General features: G+C 65.7%; 17 protein-coding genes. 10 read left to right on the top strand and 7 right to left on the bottom strand.

Annotated features, from left to right (window positions below; all coding sequences use genetic code 11):
- Positions 1–64: 64 nt before the first annotated feature.
- Positions 65–2,083 (bottom strand): putative bifunctional diguanylate cyclase/phosphodiesterase, encoded by a 2,019-nt coding sequence (locus PKKP23_RS08195; protein ID WP_126876515.1) that lies wholly within the window; start codon positions 2,081–2,083, stop codon positions 65–67.
- Between the two features lie 564 nt (positions 2,084–2,647).
- On the opposite strand from PKKP23_RS08195, the gene PKKP23_RS08190 reads away from it, so the two are divergent.
- The 9 genes from PKKP23_RS08190 to mctP all read left to right on the top strand — a co-directional run bounded on the left by PKKP23_RS08190 (position 2,648) and on the right by mctP (position 14,735).
- Positions 2,648–4,225: an ABC transporter substrate-binding protein gene (locus PKKP23_RS08190; protein WP_126876514.1), complete on the top strand. Its 1,578-nt coding sequence runs from the start codon at positions 2,648–2,650 to the stop codon at positions 4,223–4,225.
- Between the two features lie 153 nt (positions 4,226–4,378).
- On the top strand, positions 4,379–5,332 hold the full coding sequence (locus PKKP23_RS08185; RefSeq protein ID WP_017777358.1) for an ABC transporter permease: 954 nt from the start codon (positions 4,379–4,381) through the stop codon (positions 5,330–5,332).
- A gap of 53 nt (positions 5,333–5,385) precedes the next feature.
- On the top strand, positions 5,386–6,321 hold the full coding sequence (locus PKKP23_RS08180; RefSeq protein WP_126876513.1) for an ABC transporter permease: 936 nt from the start codon (positions 5,386–5,388) through the stop codon (positions 6,319–6,321).
- 1 nt (position 6,322) lies between these two features.
- Positions 6,323–8,218, top strand: a complete 1,896-nt coding sequence (locus PKKP23_RS08175) for an ABC transporter ATP-binding protein (protein ID WP_126876512.1) — start codon at positions 6,323–6,325, stop codon at positions 8,216–8,218.
- Positions 8,219–8,288: 70 nt separating this feature from the next.
- Complete coding sequence (locus PKKP23_RS08170) at positions 8,289–10,337, top strand: hydantoinase/oxoprolinase family protein (protein ID WP_126876511.1); 2,049 nt, start codon at positions 8,289–8,291, stop codon at positions 10,335–10,337.
- Between the two features lie 32 nt (positions 10,338–10,369).
- Positions 10,370–12,373, top strand: a complete 2,004-nt coding sequence (locus tag PKKP23_RS08165) for a hydantoinase B/oxoprolinase family protein (protein WP_126876510.1) — start codon at positions 10,370–10,372, stop codon at positions 12,371–12,373.
- An 88-nt stretch (positions 12,374–12,461) separates the two neighbouring features.
- A complete protein-coding gene (locus tag PKKP23_RS34065; protein WP_168724543.1) occupies positions 12,462–12,632 on the top strand; it encodes a hypothetical protein in 171 nt (56 codons plus the stop codon).
- A gap of 397 nt (positions 12,633–13,029) precedes the next feature.
- Positions 13,030–13,242: a DUF3311 domain-containing protein gene (locus PKKP23_RS08160; protein WP_017777364.1), complete on the top strand. Its 213-nt coding sequence runs from the start codon at positions 13,030–13,032 to the stop codon at positions 13,240–13,242.
- Positions 13,239–14,735 (top strand): monocarboxylate uptake permease MctP, encoded by a 1,497-nt coding sequence (gene mctP / locus PKKP23_RS08155; protein WP_126876509.1) that lies wholly within the window; start codon positions 13,239–13,241, stop codon positions 14,733–14,735. Before PKKP23_RS08160 ends, mctP begins: the two co-directional genes overlap by 4 nt.
- Before the next feature lie 123 nt (positions 14,736–14,858).
- Here mctP and PKKP23_RS08150 read toward each other — a convergent pair whose 3' ends face one another.
- From PKKP23_RS08150 to PKKP23_RS08125, 6 genes are all read right to left on the bottom strand, one after another.
- The gene (locus PKKP23_RS08150) at positions 14,859–15,851 is read right to left on the bottom strand and encodes a M14 family metallopeptidase (protein WP_126876508.1); all 993 of its coding nucleotides are present in this window, start codon (positions 15,849–15,851) and stop codon (positions 14,859–14,861) included.
- Positions 15,852–15,902: 51 nt separating this feature from the next.
- Positions 15,903–17,384, bottom strand: a complete 1,482-nt coding sequence (locus PKKP23_RS08145; RefSeq protein ID WP_126876507.1) for an NAD-dependent succinate-semialdehyde dehydrogenase — start codon at positions 17,382–17,384, stop codon at positions 15,903–15,905.
- Positions 17,385–17,478: 94 nt separating this feature from the next.
- A complete protein-coding gene (locus PKKP23_RS08140) occupies positions 17,479–17,961 on the bottom strand; it encodes an Lrp/AsnC family transcriptional regulator (RefSeq protein WP_017777368.1) in 483 nt (160 codons plus the stop codon).
- 172 nt (positions 17,962–18,133) lie between these two features.
- Positions 18,134–19,516: an aspartate aminotransferase family protein gene (locus tag PKKP23_RS08135; RefSeq protein WP_126876506.1), complete on the bottom strand. Its 1,383-nt coding sequence runs from the start codon at positions 19,514–19,516 to the stop codon at positions 18,134–18,136.
- A gap of 219 nt (positions 19,517–19,735) precedes the next feature.
- On the bottom strand, positions 19,736–20,671 hold the full coding sequence (locus PKKP23_RS08130) for a 2-hydroxyacid dehydrogenase (protein WP_017777370.1): 936 nt from the start codon (positions 20,669–20,671) through the stop codon (positions 19,736–19,738).
- 42 nt (positions 20,672–20,713) lie between these two features.
- Positions 20,714–21,535: a GNAT family N-acetyltransferase gene (locus tag PKKP23_RS08125; protein WP_126876573.1), complete on the bottom strand. Its 822-nt coding sequence runs from the start codon at positions 21,533–21,535 to the stop codon at positions 20,714–20,716.
- A 350-nt stretch (positions 21,536–21,885) separates the two neighbouring features.
- Between PKKP23_RS08125 and PKKP23_RS08120 the strand changes: the two genes are divergently transcribed.
- Complete coding sequence (locus PKKP23_RS08120; RefSeq protein ID WP_126876505.1) at positions 21,886–23,367, top strand: aldehyde dehydrogenase family protein; 1,482 nt, start codon at positions 21,886–21,888, stop codon at positions 23,365–23,367.
- The last annotated feature ends 274 nt before the right edge of the window (positions 23,368–23,641 follow it).

Genomic DNA, 23,641 nt, shown 5'->3' with positions numbered 1-23,641 from the left:
GAGCCGTGCGGTCGGCCGCGTTGGCCTTCCGCGCCTGCCGCCCGCCATTCACACCGCCGGCAACTCAAGCCGCCTGAATCGTTTCCCGGCTGAGCAGCGCACAGGCCGCGTCACCCGCCATCGGCTTGCCGAACAGATAGCCCTGCATCTTGCGGCACCCCAGCTCGTGCAGAATGCGCACCTGCTCCTCGTCTTCGGCGCCTTCCACCACGCAGTCCAGATCGAGGTTGCGGCACAGATCCACGATGGACTTCACCACGCTTTGCCCCGTCGCGTTGTGCACGATGTCGCTCACGAAGCTGCGGTCGATCTTGATCTTGTCGAGCGGCAGCCGGTGCACGTAGGTGAGGCTTGAAAAGCCGGTGCCGAAGTCGTCGAGTGCAATGCGCACGCCCAGTTGCTTGAGCAGCCGCAGCGATTCGCTTGCCAGATCGAAGTCGCTCACCAGCGCCGTTTCGGTGATCTCCATCTCGATGCGATGAGGCGGCACGCCGCTCGCGAGCACGATGTCGGCGATGCGTTGCGTCGCTTCGGGCGAGCCGATGTCGCGCGCCGAAAGGTTGAACGACACCCACGTGTCGTCGGGCCAACGCCGCGCCTCGGCCAGCGCCTTTTTCAGCAGCACTTCGCTCACCACCAGGATGCGGTTGGAGCGCTCCGCACACGCGATGAATTCGGCAGGCGGCACCTCGCCTAACCGCTCATGCGTCCAGCGCGCCAGCGCCTCGAAACCCAGAATACGGTGGTTCGGCAATTCGACGATAGGCTGGAACGCGACCGTTAGCTCGTGCTCGAGGTCCGCATGTGCGAGCGCCTGTTCGATGAGCCCCATGCGCCGCCGCTCGCTTTCATGCGTGTGCGAGAAGATGACCGGTTCGCCCCGCGCGTTCTGCTTGGCGTAGTAGAGCGCGTGGTCGGCTTGCTCGAAGAGCAGTTCGGGGCGCTCCACCGGGCCGTCCGACGCCGCAAAACCCACCGATGCCGTGAGCCGCAGCGTGAGGTCGCCCAATTCGTACGGCTGTTGAAGCAGCCGGCAGAGCACGCGGCCGCGGGCCATCAATTCGTCTGTAGAGAGGTTTTCGCGCAGCAGCATGCCGAATTCGTCGCCGCCCAGCCGCGCGAAAAACACGGGGTTCGTGCTGAAGTCCAGCAGGCGGCGGCCCACTTCGGCGAGCACGCGGTCGCCGGTGCTGTGGCCGTAGGCGTCGTTGACGAGCTTGAAGTCGTCCAGATCGATGAGCCCGATCACGATAGGGCTCGCGCCTTTCGGCCGGATCGCGCTGTTGCTGTCCGCCGCTGACGCCATGCTGTCGATGTGCGCGAGGAACGCGCGCCGGTTCGGCAGGCCCGTGAGCGAATCGAGATTCGCGAGCCGGAAATTCTCGTCGCTCAAGCGTTGCGTTTCGGCCTGGCGCAACCTGAGCGTCACGGTGGATTCCACGAGCCGCGCAAAGTCGCGGTAGTGCACGAGCAGCACGAAGATCATCGCGACCCATACGAGCAGCAGGTTCGCCGCCATCAGCATGAATACCAGGTTGCCCGTGAGCGAGAAGAACACCGCGAACGGCAGGATCACGATGGCGGCCAGCATGAGCGCCGCGCCGCGCAGGTGCATCAGGCAAAAAATGCAGCCGATCACGGTGATCGCCATGTAGAACGCCACGTGCGCCTGGGCATAGGCGTCGCCGTACTGGTAGAGGTTAAAACCCCAGGCCGTGAACAGCACGCCGAGCACGGGCACGAGGCGCAGCGTGAGCCGCAGCCGCCTCAGGTGCGTGGCTGTATCCACTTCGACGTTGCGAATGCGCCGCCACCAGAAGAGCCGCACGATGCAGAAGCCGCACAAGGCGCCGGGCGCCCAGACGGTCATCCACATGGGCGCCGAGTGCAGATGCGTGAGTGCAAGCGCCACGCTGTTGGTGACGAGGATGAAATACAGCAGAGGAATCTGCGTGGAAAGCGCAGCGGATTGCGAGCGGATGAGCTCGGGATTCTCCGCCGGAACCGCGAACAGCCTCGCGCATCTTTCGACGGCGCGTCTGCAGCGGAGTATCCATGCGCGATGAACCGGGCGACTTGTCATGATGTCCCGCTGACGTATTCAGAAACGACTTCAATGTAGCAATGTGAGTGCAGTCTCCTTGCGGCTGCTGCCTGCGGCACGGATCTGGAAGCCCGTGCCCCGCGAAGCCGCGTGCTGCTACTCCCGTAAACGGCAACAGGGCCGTCCGGCTTGAGCATTTTGGGGGTTTGTCCGCACGTGCAACCACGCGGCGGGACGAAATCCTTGCAAATCATTGCCGCACGTCACGCATTGCCCGGGCAGACCGCGCGCTCTAAGGTGTAACCCCAACCTCCGGCCCCCGTGCAGAGGGCACTGCGGCGGCCATAGCAATTCCTGCTGCGAGAGCCTATCAAAACGGCGACTTTCGATTGCGCGCCTTCGCGAATCAGGACATTCCATTAATTTGGCGATGCTTAAATTCAATCAGCACGCGGGCGGTGAGCTTTGCCAGACAGGGCAGGGGCGGACCCCGGCGGGCGCAGGAGACCTTGCAGGCGACCAGCAAAAGGCGCGGCGAGCGATACCAGGAGCGGCAGCATAAAACACTGCGGTCACTTTCCCTTTGTCCGAGGAGCAGGTTCCATGAACGACGATGAAATCAAACAGGGTGGTTTCAGCCGCCGCGACATGATGCGTGTATTGGCTCTGGGCGGCATGCTGGCCTCGGGCGCGGGAGGCCTGCTCGCGGGAGCGAAAAGCGCCTTCGCGGCCGATGCGCCCAAACGCGGCGGCAAGGTACGCGCGGCTTACGAGTCGATATCCACATCCGATACGCTCGATCCTGCGAAGGGCTCCTCGGGCTCGGACTACATCCGCTTTTTCATGATCTACAGCGGGCTCACGCAGTTCGACCCGAGCCTCACGCCGCAGCCCGCGCTAGCCGAGTCGCTGGACACGACGGACGCGAAGACGTGGGTCTTGAAGCTGCGCAAGGGCGTGACCTTTCACGACGGCAAGCCGCTCACGCCCGCCGACGTGACGTACTCGCTGCTGCGCCACAAGAACCCGGCCACGGCGTCGAAGGTGAAGTCGCTGGCCGACCAGTTCGCCGACGTGAAGGCCACCGGCCCGAACGAAGTGACCATCACGCTCACGCAGCCGAATGCCGATCTGCCCGTTATTCTCGCCACGCCGCAGCTCGTCATCATCCGCGACGGTACGACGGATTTCTCCACCGCAGTGGGCACCGGCCCCTACAAGCTCAAGACCTTCAAACCCGGCGTCACCACGGTGGGCGTGCGTAACGACAACTACTGGCGCCAGGGCAAGCCCTATCTCGACGAGGTGGAACTGATCGGCATTTCCGACGACGCGGCCCGCGCGAACGCGCTGCTCTCGGGCGACGTGCATCTGATCAACGGCGTCGATCCGCGTGCCACACAACGCATTGCGTCCACGCCGGGCTACGCGATTCAGGAAACGAAGTCGGGCCTCTACACCGACCTCATCATGCGGCGCGACAACCCGCTCACCGGCAACCCGGACTTCGTGGAAGGCATGAAGTATCTGTTCGATCGCGATCAGATCCGCACGGCCGTGTTTCGCGGCTTTGCCGTGGTAGGCAACGACCAGCCGATTCCGCCTGGACACCGCTACTACTTCGCGGGCTTGCCGCAGCGTCCCTACGATCTGGACCGCGCCAAGTTCCACCTGCAAAAGGCAGGCGCCATCGGCGCGGCGATTCCGCCCGTCTTCGCCACCTCGGACGCCAACGGTTCGATCGAAATGGCCGTGCTCATGCAACAAAGCGCGCAGAAGATCGGCATGAACCTGCAGGTGAACCGCGTGCCCGCGGACGGTTACTGGTCGAACCACTGGATGAAGCATCCGCTCGGCTTCGGCAGCATCAATCCGCGTCCCAGCGCCGACGTGCTCTTCACGCAGTTCTTCAAGTCCGATGCGCCGTGGAACGAGTCCGGGTGGAAGAACCCGAAGTTCGATCAACTACTGCTCGCCGCGCGCGCCGAAACCGACGACGCCAAGCGCAAGCAGATGTACGCCGACATGCAGGTGCTCGTGAGCAAGGAAGGCGGCATCGGCATTCCCACCTTCCTTAGCCTGCTGGATGGCTACGACAAGCGCCTGAAGGGCTTGGGTTCCATCCCGACCGGGGCGATGATGGGCTTCTCGTTTGCCGAGCACGTGTGGTGGGAAGCCTGATGCTCGCGGGCGCAGGCGCGCGTTGATGCGGCGCGCGCCGTGCTCCCGACGTTGTGGGGGCCCATACGACAGGCCGGCTGCGCGGTGGCACGCGCGGCTGGCGTCATCGCAACCGTGCTGTTGGGCGTCTAGCCGTTCTACCGGGCAGGAACCATGAACCAGACCGTTGCTTCGTTGATCGTGCGGCGCCTCGCGCTGACGCTGCTCATGCTGCTGATCGTGTCGCTCATCATTTTCACGATCACCAACCTGCTGCCCGGCGACGCGGCGCAGCAGGCGATGGGCCAGGCGGCCACGGCCGACACTGTGGCCGCGTTGCGCCAGCAGTTCGGGCTCGACCAGCCCGCCTGGCTGCGTTATCTCCACTGGCTCGCGGGCATCTCGCACGGCAACTTCGGCACGTCGCTTTCGGCGAGCATGCCCGTTAGCGAACTCATTGCGGGCCGCCTGCCGAAGTCGTTGTCGCTGGCTGCCATCACGACGGTGGTGTCCGTGCCGTTCGCCATCGGGCTCGGCATTCTGGCCGCCGTGAAGCAGGGCACGTTGCTCGATCGCATTGTGAGCCTGGGCACGCTGTCGCTGGTGGCCACGCCCGAATTCCTGATCGCCACGTTCGCGGTGCTGATCTTCGCCGTGAAGCTGCGCTGGCTTTCCGCGCTGTCGTACGGCGGCGAGATCGAAACGTTCAACCAGTTCCTGCGTGCCTACGCGATGCCCGTCATCACGCTGTGCTGCGTGATCGTCGCGCAGATGGCGCGCATGACGCGTGCCGCCGTGGTCGAGCAATTGCGCGCGTCGTATGTGGAAATGGCGATTCTCAAAGGGGCGCGGCCCGCGCGCGTCGTACTGCGTCACGCGTTGCCCAACGCGATCGGGCCTATCGCGAATGCAGTGGCGCTGAGCCTGTCGTATCTGCTGGGCGGCGTGATCATCGTGGAAACCATCTTCAACTATCCGGGGCTCGCGCGGCTCATGGTGGATGCCGTGAGCAATCGCGACATTCCGCTCGTGCAGGCGTGCACGATGCTGTTCTGTCTCGCGTATCTGATACTCGTCACGCTCGCGGACCTCTGCGCGATCGTGTCCAACCCGAGGTTGCGCACATGAACCGCCTCACTTTCCTGCGCCGTTCGCCGGTCGCGCTGACAAGGAGCGCCAGCATGTCTTCGTCCTTTCCGGAACCCGCATCCGGCGGTGCGAACGGGGCCGGTGGTTCCACCGGTTCGGCGGGTTCCGCACCGCCTGCACGCCGCGCGCGGCGCAAGCTCCGGCTTTCGACGAGCGGACGCATCGGTCTCGTGATGGTGGCGTTCATGCTGTTCGTCGCGGTGGTCGGCCCGTGGCTCGCGCCGCATTCCGAAGGCGCCATTGTGTCGGCGGACGTGTTCGCCGGCTTCAGCGCGAAGCTGCCGCTCGGCTCGGATTACATCGGCCGCGACATGCTGAGCCGCATCATTCACGGCACGCGCCTCACGGTGCTGCTCGCGCTGGCGGCGGCTTCCATGGCGGCCTTCGTCGGCACGAGTCTTGGGTTGCTCGCTGCAGTGGCGGGCAAGGCCGTGGACGAAACGATGAGCCGCGTGCTCGACGCCGTCAGCTCGATTCCCACCAAGATGTTTGCGTTGATGGTGGTGGCGGCGTTCGGCTCGTCGCTGCCGCTCCTGATTCTTACGGCCGCCGTGAGCTATACGCCCGGCGCCTATCGCATTGCACGCGCGCTCGCGGTGAACATCAGCTCGCTCGAGTACGTACAGGTGGCGCGCGTGCGCGGCGAAAACGCGATCTACATCTGTTGCTTCGAAATCCTGCCGAACATGATTCACCCCATGCTCGCGGACCTGGGGCTGCGCTTCGTGTTCGTGGTGCTGCTGCTGAGCGGCCTCAGTTTCCTGGGCCTTGGCGTGCAGCCGCCGTACGCGGACCTGGGCTCGCTCGTGCGCGAGAACATTGCGTGCCTGGGCGATGGCGCGCCTGTGGTGCTGATGCCGGCCATTGCCATTGCGCTGCTCACGGTGGGCGTGAACCTGCTGATCGACGGTCTGCGCGGCAGCACGGGTAACCGCCTGCGTGCGCGCCGGCCGGTAGGGGGAGTCTGAGATGAACGCGAACACCGGCAACCTGGTGGAAGTGCGCGGCCTGCGCGTGGTCGGCTCGGCCGATGGCGGCGCCGAAACACCCATCGTGCGTGGCATCGATTTCGACGTGGCGCGCGGCGAGGTGCTCGCGCTGATCGGCGAATCGGGTTCGGGCAAGACGACTATCGCGCTTTCGCTGATGGGCCACGCGCGCAGCGGCTGCCGCATTGCGGGCGGCTCGATTCGCGTGGGCGGCTGCGACGTGCGTTCGCTGTCGCCCGATCAACTCGCTGCGTTGCGTGGCCGCAAGGTTTCGTATATCGCGCAAAGTGCCGCGGCCGCGTTCAACCCGGCGCGCACGATTCTCGATCAGGTGATCGAAAGCGCGCTGATTCACGGCACGTTGAGCAAGAGCGCGGCGCAGGCCAAGGCCGTCGAGCTGTTTCGCGCGCTCGCGCTGCCCGACCCTGAGCACATCGGCAAACGCTATCCGCATCAGGTTTCGGGCGGGCAGTTGCAGCGGCTGCTTGCTGCGATGGCGTTGATCACCGACCCCGAACTCGTGATTCTCGACGAGCCCACCACCGCGCTCGACGTCACGACGCAGATCGACGTGCTCATCGCATTCCGCAAGGTCGTGAAGGAACTGGGCACGACGGCGGTGTACGTCTCGCACGATCTCGCCGTGGTCGCGCAGATGGCCGACCGCATCGTGGTGCTGAGCGACGGCGAGATACGCGAAGTGGGCAGCACGGAGCAGATCCTGCATGCGCCCGCGCATCGCTACACGCAGAGCCTGATCGCGGCCATTACGCCGACGCCGCGTGGCGTGCGCGACGGCGTGGCGGGTACGTCCGCATCCGCGGTCGGCGTTGCTTCCAGTACCGCGCCGCAACGGCCACTGCTCGAAGTGCGACGCCTCGTGGCCGGCTACGGACGCACCGACGCCAAAGGGTTGCCCGCCACGCGCATTCTCGACGACGTCGACCTCGTGATTCATCGCGGCAAGACGGTAGGCGTGATCGGCGAATCGGGCTCGGGAAAGACGACGCTCGCGAAGGTCATTGCCGGGCTCGTGCCGGTGGGCGGCGGGCAGCTGTTGCTGGACGGCAAGCCCATGCCGGCACGCATGGAGCAGCGCACGAAAGAGCAGTTCCGGCGCATTCAGATCGTGTTCCAGAACGCCGACACGGCGCTGAACCCGTCTCACACCATCGGCCAGATTCTTTCGCGGCCGCTCGCGTTCTATCACGGCATGAAGGGCGCGCGCGCCCAGGCGCGCGTGGCCGAGCTGCTCGAACTCGTGCGACTGCCCGCGGCGCTCGCCGCGCGACGGCCGGCGGAGCTTTCGGGCGGGCAGAAGCAGCGTGTGAATCTTGCCCGTGCGCTCGCGGCCGAACCGGACCTGATTCTCTGCGACGAGGTGACGTCCGCGCTCGACACCGTAGTAGGTGCGGCCATTCTCGATCTGCTCGCGGACCTGCAACGCAAGCTCGGCGTCTCGTATCTCTTCATCACGCACGACATCGGCAAGATGCGTTCGATCAGCGACGACATCGTCGTGCTCTACGCGGGGCATCGCGTGGAGGCGGGCGACCGCACGGCGCTGTGCGAGCCGCCGTTCCATCCGTATGCGGACCTGCTTATTTCATCGGCGCCGGAGTTGCGTGCGGGCTGGCTCGAGGAGGCGTCGGCGCGTTGTCACGGCGAGCTGCCGCCCGTGGCAGAGGCCACACAAGACGTGGAGCTGTGCACGTTCCTCGCGCGGTGCCCGATGCGCGTGGACGGGCTGTGCAATACGACGGCGCCGTCGCGGCGGCAACTGTCGAACGGGGCCGTCGTGCTGTGCCACCGTTCCGAGGACGACCTGATGCGCCTGCAACAGGGCGCCGCCCTCGGCGAAGGCACGATCGTGTGACGCGACGCGGGCACGGCGAAGCAGCCGATGATCCGCCAGGCACGTTATTTCGTTGTATTAAGGAAAACGTATGGCAACAAGAATCGGAGTGGACATTGGCGGATCGTTCGCGGATTTCGCCGTGCTGGACGACGAGACGGGCGAGCTGAAAACGCTGAAGGTGTTTTCGCGGCCCGAGAGTCCGGGCACCGAAGTGCTGCGCGGCATGGAAGGGCTGGCCGAGCGGTACGGCGTGGATCCACGCGAAGTGGTGTACTTCACGCACGGCACCACTGTGGGCGTGAACGCGGTGGTGCAGCGCAAAGGCCTGCGCCTCGGACTCATCACCACGCGCCACTTCGAAGACGTGCTGGATATCGCACGCCTCAAGGGGCCGGACATGTACGACCTGCTCTCGAAGCGTCCAGCACCGCTCGTGCCGCGCGAACGCGTGTTCGGCGTGACAGGCCGGCTCGCGGCTGACGGCACGGTAGAAACGCCTGTGGACGAAGCGAGCGTGCTCGCCGCCGTGGAAGGGCTGCGGCGCGCGGGATGCGAAGGCGTCGTGATCTCGCTGCTGCATTCGTATCGCAACCCAGCGCACGAGCAGGAGGTCAAGGCCATTGTGGAACGCGAGATGCCGGGCTTCTTCGTGTCGTGTTCCAGCGACGTGTGGCCCATCATCCGCGAATACGAACGCACGTCCACGGCCGTCATCGGCGGCTACGTGCAGCCGAAGGTCTCGCACTATCTTTCTTCGCTGCAACGCGCACTGCGGGAAACCGGTATCGGCGCGGACATGAAGGTGACCAAGTCGAACGGCGGCGTGATGAGCGCCGAGGCCGGCAAGAGCAACTGCGTGCAGATGATTCTCTCGGGCACGGCCTCGGGCGTGATCGGCGCGGCATACGTTGCGCAACTGTGCGGACTGCGTCACTGCATGAGCCTCGATATCGGCGGCACCACGGCAGACGTTGCGCTGATCGTGGATGGCGAGCCGCAGTACGCGACGGGCGAGTACATCGGTGACTTCCAGATTCATATTCCTTCGGTGTCCGTTTCGTCGATCGGCGACGGCGGCGGCTCCATTGCATGGGTGGACGAGTTCGGCGTGCTCAAGGTAGGCCCCGAAAGCGCGGGCTCGAACCCCGGGCCTGTCTGCTACGGCAGGGGCGGCACGCGCGCGACGATCACGGATGCCTTCGCCGTGATGGGCGTGATCGGCAATGCGAGCCTCGGCTACAACGCCGTGAAGGTGGATCGCGATGCCGCCTGCCGCGCCATCGAGGCGCTGGCCGCGAAGCTGGGCAGCGACCCGTACCGCACGGCAGAGGCCATTGTCGAGGTCGCCGTCTCGGGCATGTATGCGGGCGTGAGCCGTATCGTGTCGCGCTTCGGCATCGACCCCCGCATGTTCTCGCTGCTGCCGTTCGGCGGCGCAGGGCCCATGCTGGCCTGTCACTTCGCCCGCGCGCTCGGCATGGAACAGGTCGTGGTGCCCACTACGCCGGGCGTATTGAGCGCACTGGGCGGCCTGATTGCGGACACGAAGAACGACTTCGTGAAGACCACCTACTACGATCTCGACGCCGCCTCGCTGCGTCAACTCCGTGACGACGCGCAGGCGCTGAGCCACGCGGCACATGCGTGGCTCGCGGGCCAGACCCAGGGGCAGGAAGGCGAGGCGCGTCTCGCCGTCTCTGCCGACATGCGCTACAAGGGTCAGTCGTTCGAGATCGACACACCGCTCGAACTGCGCTGGCTCGGAGAGGAAAACATCACGGCGCTGAGCGAAGCGTTCCACCGCGAGCACGCGCGGCTCTACGGCCATAGCGACCTGGATGCGCTCATTCAAGTGGTGGCGCTGCGGCTCGTGATCTCGTCGGCCACGCCGAAACCTGCGCTGCGGCAGATCGAGGTCGCTACGTCGCCTGCCCAGCCCGACACCACCGTAAAGGTGTGGATGGACGGCGCCTGGCGCGACGCCGCGCTCTTTCAGCGTGCGAAGCTGCTGGCGGGACACCGTATCGAAGGTCCGGCCGTCATCGCTCAGGACGACTGCACGACGTGTGTGCTGCCCGGCTTCTCGGGCGAAGTGGATGCTTACGGGAACCTGATCCTGCTGCAGCGTCTGCAATGAAGCCACTGAGCCATTGATACGGAGCCTCGCAAATGCAATTCGACAAGGCAGTGCTGCAAATCTTCGCGAACTACTGTGTGGCGGCGGCGGAGAGCATGGCCTACACGCTCGTGCGCACCGCACATTCCACGTTCGTGAAGGAAACGGAAGACTTCTCGTGCGCAATCATGACGCCCGAGGGCCACACCTTCGCGTCGCCGAAGACGCTTGGCGCCACGTGGTACGTCGGGCTCGACTACGGTCCCGTGATCGGCATGATCGACCATTACGAGCCCGGCGACATCGGCATGACGAACGACACGTATAGCGGTTTCGTCGCCACCCACACGCCCGATATCGTGCTGTGGAAGCCGGTGTTCTACGAAGGCGAGATTGTCTGCTTCGTGGGCGGGCACATTCACAACACCGACATGGGCGGCGCCGTGCCCGCGTCGCTTTCGCGCACGCTCACCGAGATCGAGCAGGAAGGCATCCGCTTTCCGCCCACCAAGATCGTGCGCGCGGGCGTGCTGGACGAAGACCTGCTGCGTATCATGGCGGCCAACGTGCGCGTGCCGGCGCAGAACGTAGGCGATCTGCACGCACAGCTTGCTTCGCTGCACACAGGCGAGCGGCGCGTGCTGGAAATCATCGAACGTTTCGGCGTCGATGCCTTCAAGGCCGGCATGCACGCGCTGCTCGACTACGCCGAAGAGCAGGCGCAGACCCTCATTCGCGACATTCCGGACGGCGACTATTTCTTCGCTGAGTACGCGGACGAAGACTCCGTGCGCGGCAAGCCCATGCGCGTGGCGCTCACGCTGCGCATTCGCGGCGGCGCTGTCGAATTCGACTACACGGGCAGCGACCCGCAACTGCAGTCGTCGCTCAACATGCCCACGGGCGGACGCGAACGGCATGCGCTCGCACTGGTCGGCTTCGTCTACGTGCTTTACACGCTGAATCCGTCGATTCTGCTCAACAGCGGGCTCTTGCGTGTAGCACGCTGCATTCTGCCGCCTGGCACCGTGGTCAATGCGCAGCGGCCCGCGGCGGTCGGCATGCGCAGCCTGACCTGCAAGCTGCTGCACCTGCTCACGTTCGGTGCATTTGCACAGGCCGTGCCGGAACGGATGCCCGCGTGCCCCGCAGGCGGGCTCTCGATTCTCAGCGTAAAGACGCTGGACCGCGAGGGGGGCACAGTGATGGCGTCGATCGGGCCCATTGGCGGCGGCGCGGGCGGCATGTCGCTGGACGATGGCGAAGACGGGTCCGGCGCCAACAACGCATTCCTGCGCAACACGCCCGTTGAAATCAACGAGGCCGAGGTGCCCATCCGCATTACGCGCTACGGCGTGGCGCCAGGTTCGGGCGGTGCGGGGCAATTCCGCGGCGGCCAGGGGCTCGTCATGGAGTTCAAGGTGTTCGCACCCAACACGCTCGTGACGGCCCGCAATCGCGATCGCACGCACTTCGCGTCGTGGGGCCTGCGTGGCGGCAGCGCGGGCGCAAACGCGCGCTTCACGAAGAACCCCGGCACGCCGCACGAGGAGCAGTTGGGCAACAACGATCTGGTGGTCTGTAACCCGGGCGACGTGATCCGGCTGGTGGGTGCAGGCGCGGGCGGTTATGGCCGGCCCGAGGAGCGCGAGATCGAGCGCGTGCGCGACGACGTGCTGCGCGGTTACGTCACGGAACAGCAGGCACGCGACGTGTATGCCGTCGCGCTCACGGACGGCGAGGTCGATGAGGCGCAAACGCAGGTGCTGCGCGAGGCGGCCCGCCGGCGCCTCGCGGGCACGCAGCCGCCGGCCTTCGATTTCGGGCCTTACCGCACGGCGTTCGAAGCGAAGTGGACGCGCGAGCGTTATGCGGCGCTGACCCGCATTCTTGCGGGCGTTCCTGTGCAGTGGCGCTACTTCGTGAAGCACCGCCTCTTCGAGGCGCTCGACGAACGCATCGCGGCCAACGACGCGGAGCTCGCCAACGACGGTCTGATCGATGCGCTCTATGCGGAGCTGGCCGCATCGCTGCCGGACCTGCGCAAGGCGGGTTGAGCGAGCGGGATGGTGGCATGGAGATGCTGCGGGGCAGGTCCAGCGCTTGCTACCTTGCCCCGTATCAGCCGACGCTCTGGAGCTTGCCATGGTCACCACCGGACCCGACACGACGCCGGACCCGCAGCATCCGAAACCGCCACGCCACAGCGACAACGAAAAGAGCAAGCTGCCGCCGTCGCGCGACGCCGGAGAAAATTCGAGCCCCGCAGACAAGCCCGGCAAGCAACCCGGCGAAGGGGAGCCGTCCGTGGGCTGAATCGAAGGGCCGCGGCGTGCGCTCATGATCTGGCCACGCGTGGACCCTTACGTTTTCCCGACAGCGCATCGCGCTTGCCCCCGCGCGCGCGAAAGGATTGCAAGCCACCTATGTAGAACTACGTAGATTGCCTACGTGGTTCCACGCTTGTGATGCCCTTTGAGTTTGGGGATACTCGTCCCGCAAAAGAGTTCGACCATCCGGCTTGCGGCAACAACACCGCAGCCGGCCGAACGAGAACAAGGACGGAGACCTCGGCAATGCTGGCAGCCTCGCATCGCGCTTTGCGTGCGCCCACCTTCCTGCCAGCCATTTCTCGCAGTCCCGGTTCGTGCGACATGCGTCGCCTTCGTGGCGCATGGCGTCCCCTTTCGACCAGAACCATGGAGAAGAGACCATGACTGAAATGCCTCGTACGGACGAGGGGCGATCCGGCCGCAGCTGGCGCTGGATCCTCCTGCTGCTCCCTTATGCCGCGCTGCTGTGGCTACCGTTCTATAACGACAGCCGGCCTTCCTTTGCGGGTTTCCCGTTCTTTTACTGGTATCAGCTGCTGTGGGTGCCGCTGACTTCGCTGCTGCTATACGCCGTCTACCGGGGCACCAAATGAACGAGCTGAATCCCGTCAATCCGGTATCGATGACCGTCTTCATCGCCTTCTTCGCGCTCGTGACCATCGTCGGCTTTCTGGCCGCGCGCTGGAAACGCGGCGATCTCACGCAACTGCACGAGTGGGGCCTGGGCGGCCGCCAGTTCGGCACCGTCATTTCGTGGTTCCTCGTGGGCGGCGACTTCTACACCGCCTATACCGTGATCGCCGTGCCGGCGCTCGTGTATGCGGTGGGCGCGTACGGCTTCTTCGCGCTGCCGTACACCATCATCGTCTACCCGTTCGTGTTCGCCGTGATGCCGAAGCTGTGGAAAGTGGCGCACGCGAAAGGCCACATCACCGCAGCCGACTACGTGCACGGCGAGCTGGGCGGCAAATGGCTGCCCGCGGCCGTCGCCATCACGGGCATCGTTGCGACCATGCCGTACATCGCGCTGCAACTGGTGGGCATGCAGGTGGTCATCAAGGGGCTGGGCGTATCGGGCGAACTGCCGTTGATCGTCGCGTTCCTGATTCTCGCGTTCTACACGTACACGAGCGGCCTGCGCGCACCGGCCATGATCGCGTTCGTGAAAGACATCATGATCTACATCGTCGTGATCGCAGCCGTCTGCCTGATTCCCGTGAAGCTGGGCGGCTACAGTCACGTGTTCGACGCAGCCGATACGTACTTCAAGGCGAAGGGCGGTGCCACGGGCATCCTGCTCAAGCCGTCGCAGTTCACGGCGTACGCATCGCTCGCGCTGGGCTCGGCACTCGCGGCGTTCATGTATCCGCACACGATGACGGGCGTGCTCTCGTCGGCATCGGCGGACACCGTGAAGAAGAACGCCATCTTCCTGCCGGCCTACACGCTGCTGCTCGGACTGATCGCGCTGCTCGGCTACATGGCGATTGCCGCGGGCATTCACGTGAAGTCGCCGAGCGACGTCGTGCCGGCGCTCTTCGGCACGCTGTTCCCGTCTTGGTTCGTCGGCTTTGCCGCGGCGGCCATCGCGATCAGCGCGCTCGTGCCGGCGGCCATCATGTCGATTGGTGCCGCGAACCTGTTCACGCGCAATCTGTGGCGTCCGCTGGTGTCGCCGTCGATGTCGCCCGCGGGCGAAGCGTCGACTGCGAAGATCGTGTCGCTCGTCGTGAAGTTCGGCGCGCTACTCTTCATCGTTGCGCTGCCCACGCAATTCGCCATCGATCTGCAACTGCTGGGTGGCGTGTGGATTCTGCAGATCTTCCCGTCGGTGGTGTTCACGCTCTATACGCGTCGCTTCAGTTCCACGGGTCTGCTGTGCGGCTGGCTGGTGGGCGTGGTGATCGGCACGGGGCTCGCGGCTTCGCAAGGGCTGAAGCCGGTGTTCGCCTTGCACGTGGGCGGTGCGGTGTATCCGCTCTATATCGGGCTCATCGCGCTGGCCGCGAATATCGTCGTGACGTTCGTGGTGTCGCTCGCCACGCCGGCACGGCAGCGGGAAGGGGAGCGGCAAGTAGCGGTTTAAGCTTCGCGATCCTCTGTAGTTGCTGTTTTTGTTGATCGAAGGCAGATGCGCTGTGGTGGCGTATCTGCCTTTTTCGTTGAGGGCACGCAATCGCGTGACCGCTGCGTTTCGGCTCTCCCGCGCTTACGCCACGATCCTCCCCAACCTCACCACCGTCACTCCCGGCCTCAATTGCCGCAGCGACGGCATGACGAGCACGCAGTTGTCGTAAGGCGTGACCACGGGTTCGCCGCCGTTCCACGCGATGACGGTGCCCGCTTTCTCGAACGTTTCCAGCCCGGTGTAGTTGCCCGCGAAGCGGAAGTCCATGCTCTTTGCGACGACGGGCTCGGTCACGCGGATCACGCGCACGGTTTCGGGCTTCGGTGCAAACCACCCTTCGGGCAAATCCGATTCCTCCAGCACGCCAGTCAGCGCGAGAAACCGCGCGGTGCAATCTTTCGCGACGGTGACGGCCGAGGGCTCCCAGTGTTGTCCGCATTCCACGAGCAGCGCGTTGCGGGGGTTCTGCGGGTTGCTGAAGTCCGCGTAGTCGCGCATGCGCCGGCCTTCGGGGTGGCCTTCGTCGCTGATCACGGTGGCCGGCGCGCCCAGTTGGCGAGCGAGCGCGATGCCTTTGTCGAGCGGGCCGGAAAGCGCGAGCGGCGCGCTTTTTTCATGCATGGAGTGCAGGTCGAGCAGCATGTCCACGGTGTCGATTACGGGCTGCATGGCGCGGGCGCGGCGCAACTCCGTGGAGTCCGCAGACCGGTCATCGAGTTTTGCCGCACTCCATACGCGGTTGAAGTCCTGATCGACGAAGCGCGACGCGTCCGGCTTGCGTCGGTCGAACGTGAGGTAGGCGTCCACGTTCGCGAAGGCCAGCGTCAGCCGGCCCTTGCGCGGGCGCACGCCGGCATCGAGCAGCGCCTTGACCGTAATCGCGCCGCACACTTCGTTGCCGTGCGTGAGCGCGTTGATCATGACGTGCGGGCCGGCTGCGCCGCTATCGAACGTGTGAACGTACGGCACACCGGTGTTGCCCGCGGCGTAGGGCGCGAGGTCGGGAAATTCGACATCGACGGGATAGGCTTCGGCGGTGGCGTGCGCGTGGGTATCGTTGGCGTGGGTGGTCATGAGAGCGTGCAGTTCGTCATGCGTTGATCGATTCGCACCTTGGTTGGCGGCTCAGTTCAATCCGCCCTGGCACAGATACTTGATGTGCTGATAGTCGTCGAGCCCATAGCGCGAACCCTCGCGGCCATAGCCCGATTCCTTCACGCCGCCGAACGGTGCGGCCTCGCTCGCGAGCGCGCCTTCATTGATGCCGATCACGCCGCTTTCCAGCTTCGCCGCGACGCGCCAGATGCGCCGCACGTCGCGCGAATAGAAGTAGGCGGCGAGCCCGAACGGTGTGTCGTTGGCCGCGCGAATGACGTCGGCGTCGCTGTCGAAGCGAAAGAGCGGGACGACGGGGCCGAACGTCTCTTCGCGAAAAAGCGCCATCTCGCGATTGGCCTCGCCGAGCACGGTGGGTGCGTAATAGTGCGGACCTTCGAGCCCCTCGCCTTGCAGGCGCCGGCCGCCTGTCAGCACCGCGGCGCCGTGCGCGATGGCGTCCTGCACGTGCCGCTCGATCTTTTCAACGGCACGCGCGTTGATCATGGGGCCAATCTGCGAGTCGTCGCGCGTGGCGGGCCCCACGCGCAGCGCCGCGACGCGTGCCACGAGTTTGCGCGCGAACGCATCGTAGACGCCGGCATGCACGTACACGCGGTTGGGGCACACGCAGGTCTGCCCGCCGTTGCGGAACTTCGATGCCATGAGTCCGTCCACGGCGGCGTCCAGGTCGGCGTCGTCGAACACGATGAACGGCGCATTGCCACCCAGTTCCAGCGAAAGCTTCTTGAGCGTATCCGCCGATTCGCGAGCGAGGTGTTTGCCCACGGGCGTGGAGCCGGTGAAGGTGATCTTGCGCACGCGAGCGTCTGCGAGCCAGTTGGAAACGGTGGCGGGCGTGTGCTCGCGCGACGCCGTGACGATATTGAGCACGCCGGGCGGCAAGCCCGCTTCTTCGGCAAGACGCGCGAGGGCCAGCGCGGTGAGCGGCGTGTCTTCGGCGGGCTTGGCGACCACTGTGCAGCCCGCCGCAAGCGCAGGCGCGATCTTGCGCGCAATCATCGCGAGCGGGAAGTTCCACGGCGTGATGGCCGCGACCACGCCCACCGGTTCTTTCACGGCCATCATCCGCTTGCCGGGCATCATGGCGGGAATCATGTCGCCGTAGCTGCGCACGGCTTCTTCGGCAAACCACTCCACATATGAGGCGCCGTAGGCCACTTCGCCACGCGCTTCGGCAAGCGGCTTACCCTGTTCGCGCGACATGAGGCGCGCCAGGTCTTCGGTATTGGCGATGATGGCGGCGTGCCAGCGCTTCAGTAATTGGGCGCGCTCGCGCGCTGTGCGTTCGCGCCAGCCTTCGAAGGCGGTGTGGGCGGCGTCGGCTGCGGCCTGGGCGTCTTCGGGGCCGCTGTCGGGAACGCTCGTGAAGGCGTTGCCGGTGGCCGGGTCGCTGACGGGGTAGCGTGCGCCGGAAAGCGCGTCGCGCCATTGTCCAGCGATGAAGTTGCCGGTGCGGGCGAGTTCGGGGCGGTCGAGGGTAAGAGGCATGGCGGCGCTCGAAAGGCGTGGTAAGGAAGACGAAATAAACGGTATCGACCCAACGTCAGGCGCAGATGCGGCACTGCCATGCAACGCGACGCGATCAGTCGGTCAGGGGAAACAGGGTTTCGATCGGGTAATGGTTCTTCACGAAGGGCGACTTGATCACCACATAGCTGAAGTACTTCTCGATGCCGATGTTGCGTTCCAGCAGGTTCTCCATCACGGTCTGGTAGTGCACCACGCTGCGCGTGACGAACTTGAGCAGATAGTCGTAGCCGCCGCTCACCAGGTGGCATTCGGCAATTTCGTCCACGGTGCGAATGCTCGCCTCGAACTTGGCGAAGTCTTCGCGGCGATGGTCCTGCAGCGTGACCTCGGTGAACACGAGCTGCACGTCGCCCAACTTGTTGAGCTGCAGATGCGCGCCGTAGCCCGCGATGTAGCCGGCCTTCTCGAGCCGCTTCACGCGAATCAGGCACGGGCTGGGCGAGAGGCCCACCGCGTCCGCGAGGTCGACATTCGTAATGCGGCCTTTCTTCTGCAGTTGCGACAGAATGCGAAGGTCGATACGGTCCAGCTTCATCGAATTGCTTGCTTGAGTTGACACGGCGCGCGTTGACCTCGGGTACATGGAACGGGGCTATCGTAGCACGGCCCGCGAGCGGAAAATTACGCGGCTAACCCTTATCCAGCAAGCCTTTCAGCGGCTAGGCACAGGCTTCGCAACGGGCCTTCCATTCAGCCTTTCGCCCCCTTCACGCCACGGCGGCGCGCACTTCGGGAAGCGCCAGCACGTCGTCGAGCGTGGTCTTCAGGCGTACGAACATCGTGTCGAATTCTTCCGCTGTGTAGCAGAGCGCGGGTGCGAAGCCGAGGATGTTGTCGGCGAACGCGCGGAAGATCAGACCATTGCGCCATGCCGACGCCGCAATCTTCTCGCTGAGGTTGAGCGCAGGGTCGAAGCGGCGGCGCGTCGCCTTGTCCGCCACAAGTTCGAGCGCGCCGAGCAGACCGCGGCTGCGTGCGTCGCCCACCAGCGGATGATCGAGCAGCGCCTGCAGGCCGCGTTCGAAACGCGGTGCCTGAGCCAGGCCGTTCGCGAGCAGCCCGCCTTCGTGATAGAGGCGCAGCACCTCGAGCCCGATGGCGGCGCTCACGGGGTGGGCGGAGTAGGTCTGACCGTGGCCCACCACGGCCGAGGTGCCTGCGCCGTCGGCGATGCCGGCGTAGATGCGTTCGGACATCAGCAGCGCGCCCATCGGCGCGTAGCCGGCGGTAAGGCCCTTTGCGACCGTCATCAGGTCGGGCTCCACGCCTTCGGCTTCGCAGGCGAAGAGCGGGCCGGTGCGGCCGAAGCCCGTGATGACCTCGTCGGCCACGAACAGGATGTCGAGTTCGCGGCACGCCTCGCGCATGGCCTTGAGCCAGCCCTTCGGCGGCACGATCACGCCGCCCGAGCCCTGCACGGGCTCGCAGAAGAATGCAGCGACCCGTTCCGGTCCGCCCAGCGCTTCCACCTTGGCCCGCAATGCGGCCACGGATGCCGCGATCAGCGCGTCGGCGTCGTTGCCATGCTCGCTGCGATACGGATACGGCGAGGCAATGTAGTGCTGGTTCGGCAGCGGCAAGTCGAAGTGCTGATGAAACGCCGGCAGCGCGGTAAGCCCGGCTCCGACGGACGACGAACCGTGATATCCGCGTTCGAGCGAGATGAACTGCTTCTTCTGCGGCCGCCCCGTCGCGTTGTAGTAGTGCGTGATGTAGCGGATGGCGGCGTCCACGGCGTCGGACCCGCCCAGCGTGAAATAGACGCGCGTAAGCGAAGGGGGCGCAAGCTGAACGAGCTGTTCGGCGAGGCGAATGGCCGGCTCGCAGCCGAAATGAAAGTAGCCGGTGGCGTAGGGCAGGCGGCTCATCTGTTCCGTGGCCACGCGCACGATGCTTTCGTGACCGTAGCCCGTATTGACGCACCAGAGCCCGGAGAAGGCGTCGAGCAGTTCGTTGCCTTCGATGTCGCGCAGCCACGCGCCGCGTCCCGATTCGAGGATGGTGACGCCGCGCTGTTCATGCGCGCGCAGGCTGACGACAGGATGGATCAGATGTTGGCGGTCGGATTCGATGAGTGCGGAAGTCGACATGGCGTGAGCGTTCAATCGTTCGGTGGCGTAGCGTAACGTGCTGGAGGCGCGTGCTGGGGGCACGTGCTCATTGCGTTCTGCACGTACCGCTTGCAGACGATGTTAGCGGGACACAATCGACGATGACGTTGAGAATCGCCGTGGCCAACAGGCGGGAAATGGTTTTTTTGCGGGCCGCGCAGCATTTTGTGCTGCGGGCCATTTCCGCGAGCAAGGCGGTCAATAACCGCGCGTGCGATCCACCCGTCCGACCAGCGGCAAGCCTTCCCGATGCCGGCGCAGGTTGTCGAGCACCACGTCGACGGCGCTTTCGGGCTGCGTCATGCTGGCCACGTGCGGCGTGAGCATCACACGCGGATGGCGCCAGAGCGGATGGCCCGGCGTGAGCGGTTCGGGGTCCGCCACGTCGAGCACGGCGGCGTCGAGCTGGCCCGAGTCGAGCGCATCGAGCAGATCGTCCTGCTGCAGATGCCCACCGCGCCCCACGTTGACGAGCGCGGCGCCGCGCGGCAATTGCGCGAACAACTCGCGGCACAGAATGTGGCGCGTGGCCGGCGTGAGCGGCAACAGGCACACGAGAATCTCGGTGCGGGCGAGAAACGCGGGCAGCGAAGCGGTGCCCGCGAAGCATTCCACGCCCTCGATTTCGTGCGCGGAGCGACTCCAGCCCGCGCAGCGAAAGCCAAAGCCCGCGAGTTTGGCGAGCACCGCTTGCCCCAGCACGCCGAGCCCCAGTACGCCTACGCGGCGTTCGTTCGCCGTGCGCGTGCGCAGCGGCTGCCAGCGTTGTTCGCGCTGCTGCGTGGCATACGTGAGCCAGTCGCGATGCAGCGCGAGCACAGCAAGCGTGGCGTATTCCACCATGCCGGCCACGATGCCGGGCTCGATCATGCGGACCACCGGCACGTGCGCAGGAATGGCGGAAAGGTCGAATTGATCGATACCCGCGCCCACCGAAAACACCAGTTCGAGATTCGGAAACGTGGTGGCGATATCGGCCGGCGGCTCCCATGTCGCGAGGTAACGCACGTTGCCCGCGTTCGCGGCGTCGCTGCCCTCGGGCCAGATATGGAACGGAACGTCGGGCGCCTTTTCGGCGAATAGCCGTGCCCATTGCGCCCCGCGCACGGAGTCGGCCTTGTAGAGAAACGTCATGGTGTGGCTTATCTCCGCACGGCGCTGCGCATGCGGCCCACGTCAGCCCAGCGCCTGGTTGGTGACGGCGTACACGCGCGCCTCGCCTTCGAGCCGGGGCGGCGTGCCGCGTGCCATGGTGACGACGGAGTCCACGAACGCGAGCCCCAGATCGTCGAGCCATGACGAGAGGCCCGTGTCGCCACCCACGTCGATGCGCACGAAGCGCCCGCTTTGCGAGCCGACGCAATGGCTGATCAGCGCCTGTGCGCCTTCGCGATGCGGCGCGACGAGCGGGCCGATCACGTGGCCGCGTCCGAAGCGGCGCATCAAGGCAAAGCCGACAGGCTCGCCTTCGCGGTCCAGCACGACGCCGTCGGCCACGGAAAGCAGGGCGCCGATGAGCGGCGTGCGATCGTAGCCCGCCGCGCGTGCGAGCAATGCAGCGAGCCGTGCTGGGTCGCGCGAGCCGAGCGGACGGATGCGCTCGCCGGGCGCAAGCTGTACCGCGGGCGGATGAACACCCGCCATGCCCTGGTGCTGATGGATGCTGCCGATGGCGGCAAAGCCGAATTTCTCGTAGAGCGGCAGCGCCGCTTGCGTTGCATTGAGGAACGTGGTGCGGTTGCCGAGCGCGTCCATGGTGCGCGCCATCAGCTCGCGGCCAATGCCGCGGCCCTGCTGGTCGGGCGACACGATCACCATGCCGAGCGAAGCGTGCGCGTCGCCATATTTCCAGTGCAACGCGGTGCCGAGCAGGCCGGTGTCGTCTTCGGCGGCAATGCCGGTGCCAAGGTTCAGCGCGAATTCCCAGTCTTCGCGGCGGTGCGGCCATTTCACTGCAAGCGACAGGTCGTGGGCAGCGGGCAGGTCGGCCGCCGTCATGGGGCGAAACCGCACTTTGGCACGAGCGATCGGTTCAGTCACTTTCCACTCCTTTTTACGATGCCTGCCTACTGTTGCACCGAACCGGCGCGTGTGGCTAGGACGATCTTATTGCTGCGGGGCTCAAGCCCACGTCTCTGGCGCTGCCGCACGGAGCACTGCGCGGGCGTTGCACAACGCGCGGTTTCTCCGGTCGCACCCGCATATCACGGCAGCAAATGCTGCGGCATCGCCCGTACCATGAGCCGCATTGCATGCTTCGTTGTCCCTTCTTCTTTTTTTGCCGATCCGCGAGGGCACAACAACATAACCGCAATGCGCCGCGCGGAACGGCCCACTGGAACGACCTCATGGAAAGCTTCGATCCCGCTCTCGTTTCCGTGCGCAGCGCGCACTTCATCGGCGGCCGCTATGTAAGCGGTCCCGCCGCGCTCGACGTGGCGCGCCCCTCGGACGGCGCTGTCTATGCAGACCTGCCCATTGCCAGCGCCGACGAAGTGGACCGCGCCGTGGAGAACGCCTGGCAGGCGTTTCGCACGAGCGACTGGGCGCGCCGTGCCCCGCGCGAACGAGCGCGCGTCTTGCGACGCTGGGCCGAGCTGATCGAAGCGGACGTCGACACGCTCGCGCGCATCGAATCGGTAGGCTCCACGCGGCCCATTCGCGATGCCGCGGCGTGGGACGTGCCATTTACCGCCGAGGGTATCCGCTTCTACTCGGAGTTCGCTGACAAGATTGGCGGCGAGGTGGCGGCCACGCGGCCGGACCATCTCGGCATGATCGTGGCGGAGCCGTATGGCGTGATCGGCGCCATTGCGCCGTGGAATTTTCCGCTCGTGATGGCGTCGTGGAAGATCGCGCCCGCGCTGGCTGCGGGCAACGCCGTGGTGCTGAAGCCTTCCGAACTCACGCCGTTTTCCGCGCTGCGGCTTGCCGAACTCGCCGTCGAAGCCGGCATGCCGGCAGGCATCTTCAACGTGATCCAGGGCGACGGACGCACGACGGGCGATGCGCTCGTGCGCCATCCGCGAATCGCGAAGGTCACGTTCACGGGCTCCAGCCAGACCGGGGCCGCCATCATGGCCGCCTGTGCGCAGAGCGGCACGAAACCCGTCACGCTGGAGTTGGGCGGCAAGAGCCCGCAGGTGGTGTTCGCCGACGCGCCGGATCTCGATCTCGTGGCGCGCCGCGTGGCCGGTGCCATTGCGGGCAACGCGGGGCAGGTGTGCGTGGCCGGTTCGCGGCTGATCGTTGAAAAGCGCGTGGTGTCGCGTCTCGTGGACGGCATCGCCTCGGCATTCGCCGCGCTCAAGCCGGGGCATACGTGGGCGCCGGGCACCACGCTGCCGCCCATCATCTCCGCGGTTCAGGCGCAGCGCATCGAAGGCATCGTGAAGCGTTCCGTTGAGCAGGGCGCGCAGATTGCCGTGGGCGGCGGTCGCATTCCCATGGCGGGCGGCGGCGCCTTCTACGCCCCCACCATCCTGACCGGCGTGAGCGCGAGCAACGAAGCCGTGCGCGAAGAGGTCTTCGGCCCCGTGCTCACGGTTCAGACCTTCGAGAACGAGGCCGAAGCGCTGGCGCTCGCGAGCCACGAGAAGTACGGGTTGGCCGCGGGCGTGCATACCGCGGACATCGGCCGCGCGCTGCGGGCGATGCGCGCCATCGAGGCCGGCACCGTCTGGATCAACCGCTACGGACGCACGGCCGACTTCGTGATTCCCACGGGCGGCTATAAGCAGTCCGGCCTCGGCAAGGACCTGGGACGCCAGGCATTCGAGGCCAATCTGCGCTTCAAGAGCGTGCTGATCGACCTGAATCAGGGCGCCTGAACCTTCTTGCGCAGCGCTGCAAAACAGTAGGAAGAAAGGGCGCAGCATGTTGTGCTGTCGGTCTGCGCCTTTTCGATGCTTCCGAACGGCCGCGCCGGTTTTCCGGCGCGGCCGTTTTGCGTCGACGCCCCTTCTCGCGGGGGCATTCCCTTGTCTGTAGCGACCCGTGAAAACCCTGACGGAGCCAACCGCAGCGGGCCACCAGCGGGCGCAACGCGGCCGTCTTCCCTGCGCCGCGACGGCGTGTGCGGCCTTCGCAAGGCCAGCTTCCGAG

It is taken from the genome of Paraburkholderia kururiensis JCM 10599 = LMG 19447, from assembly GCF_003986935.1.
Taxonomy (GTDB): Bacteria; Pseudomonadota; Gammaproteobacteria; order Burkholderiales; family Burkholderiaceae; genus Paraburkholderia; species Paraburkholderia kururiensis.
This window is presented reverse-complemented; position numbering and strand designations above follow the sequence as displayed.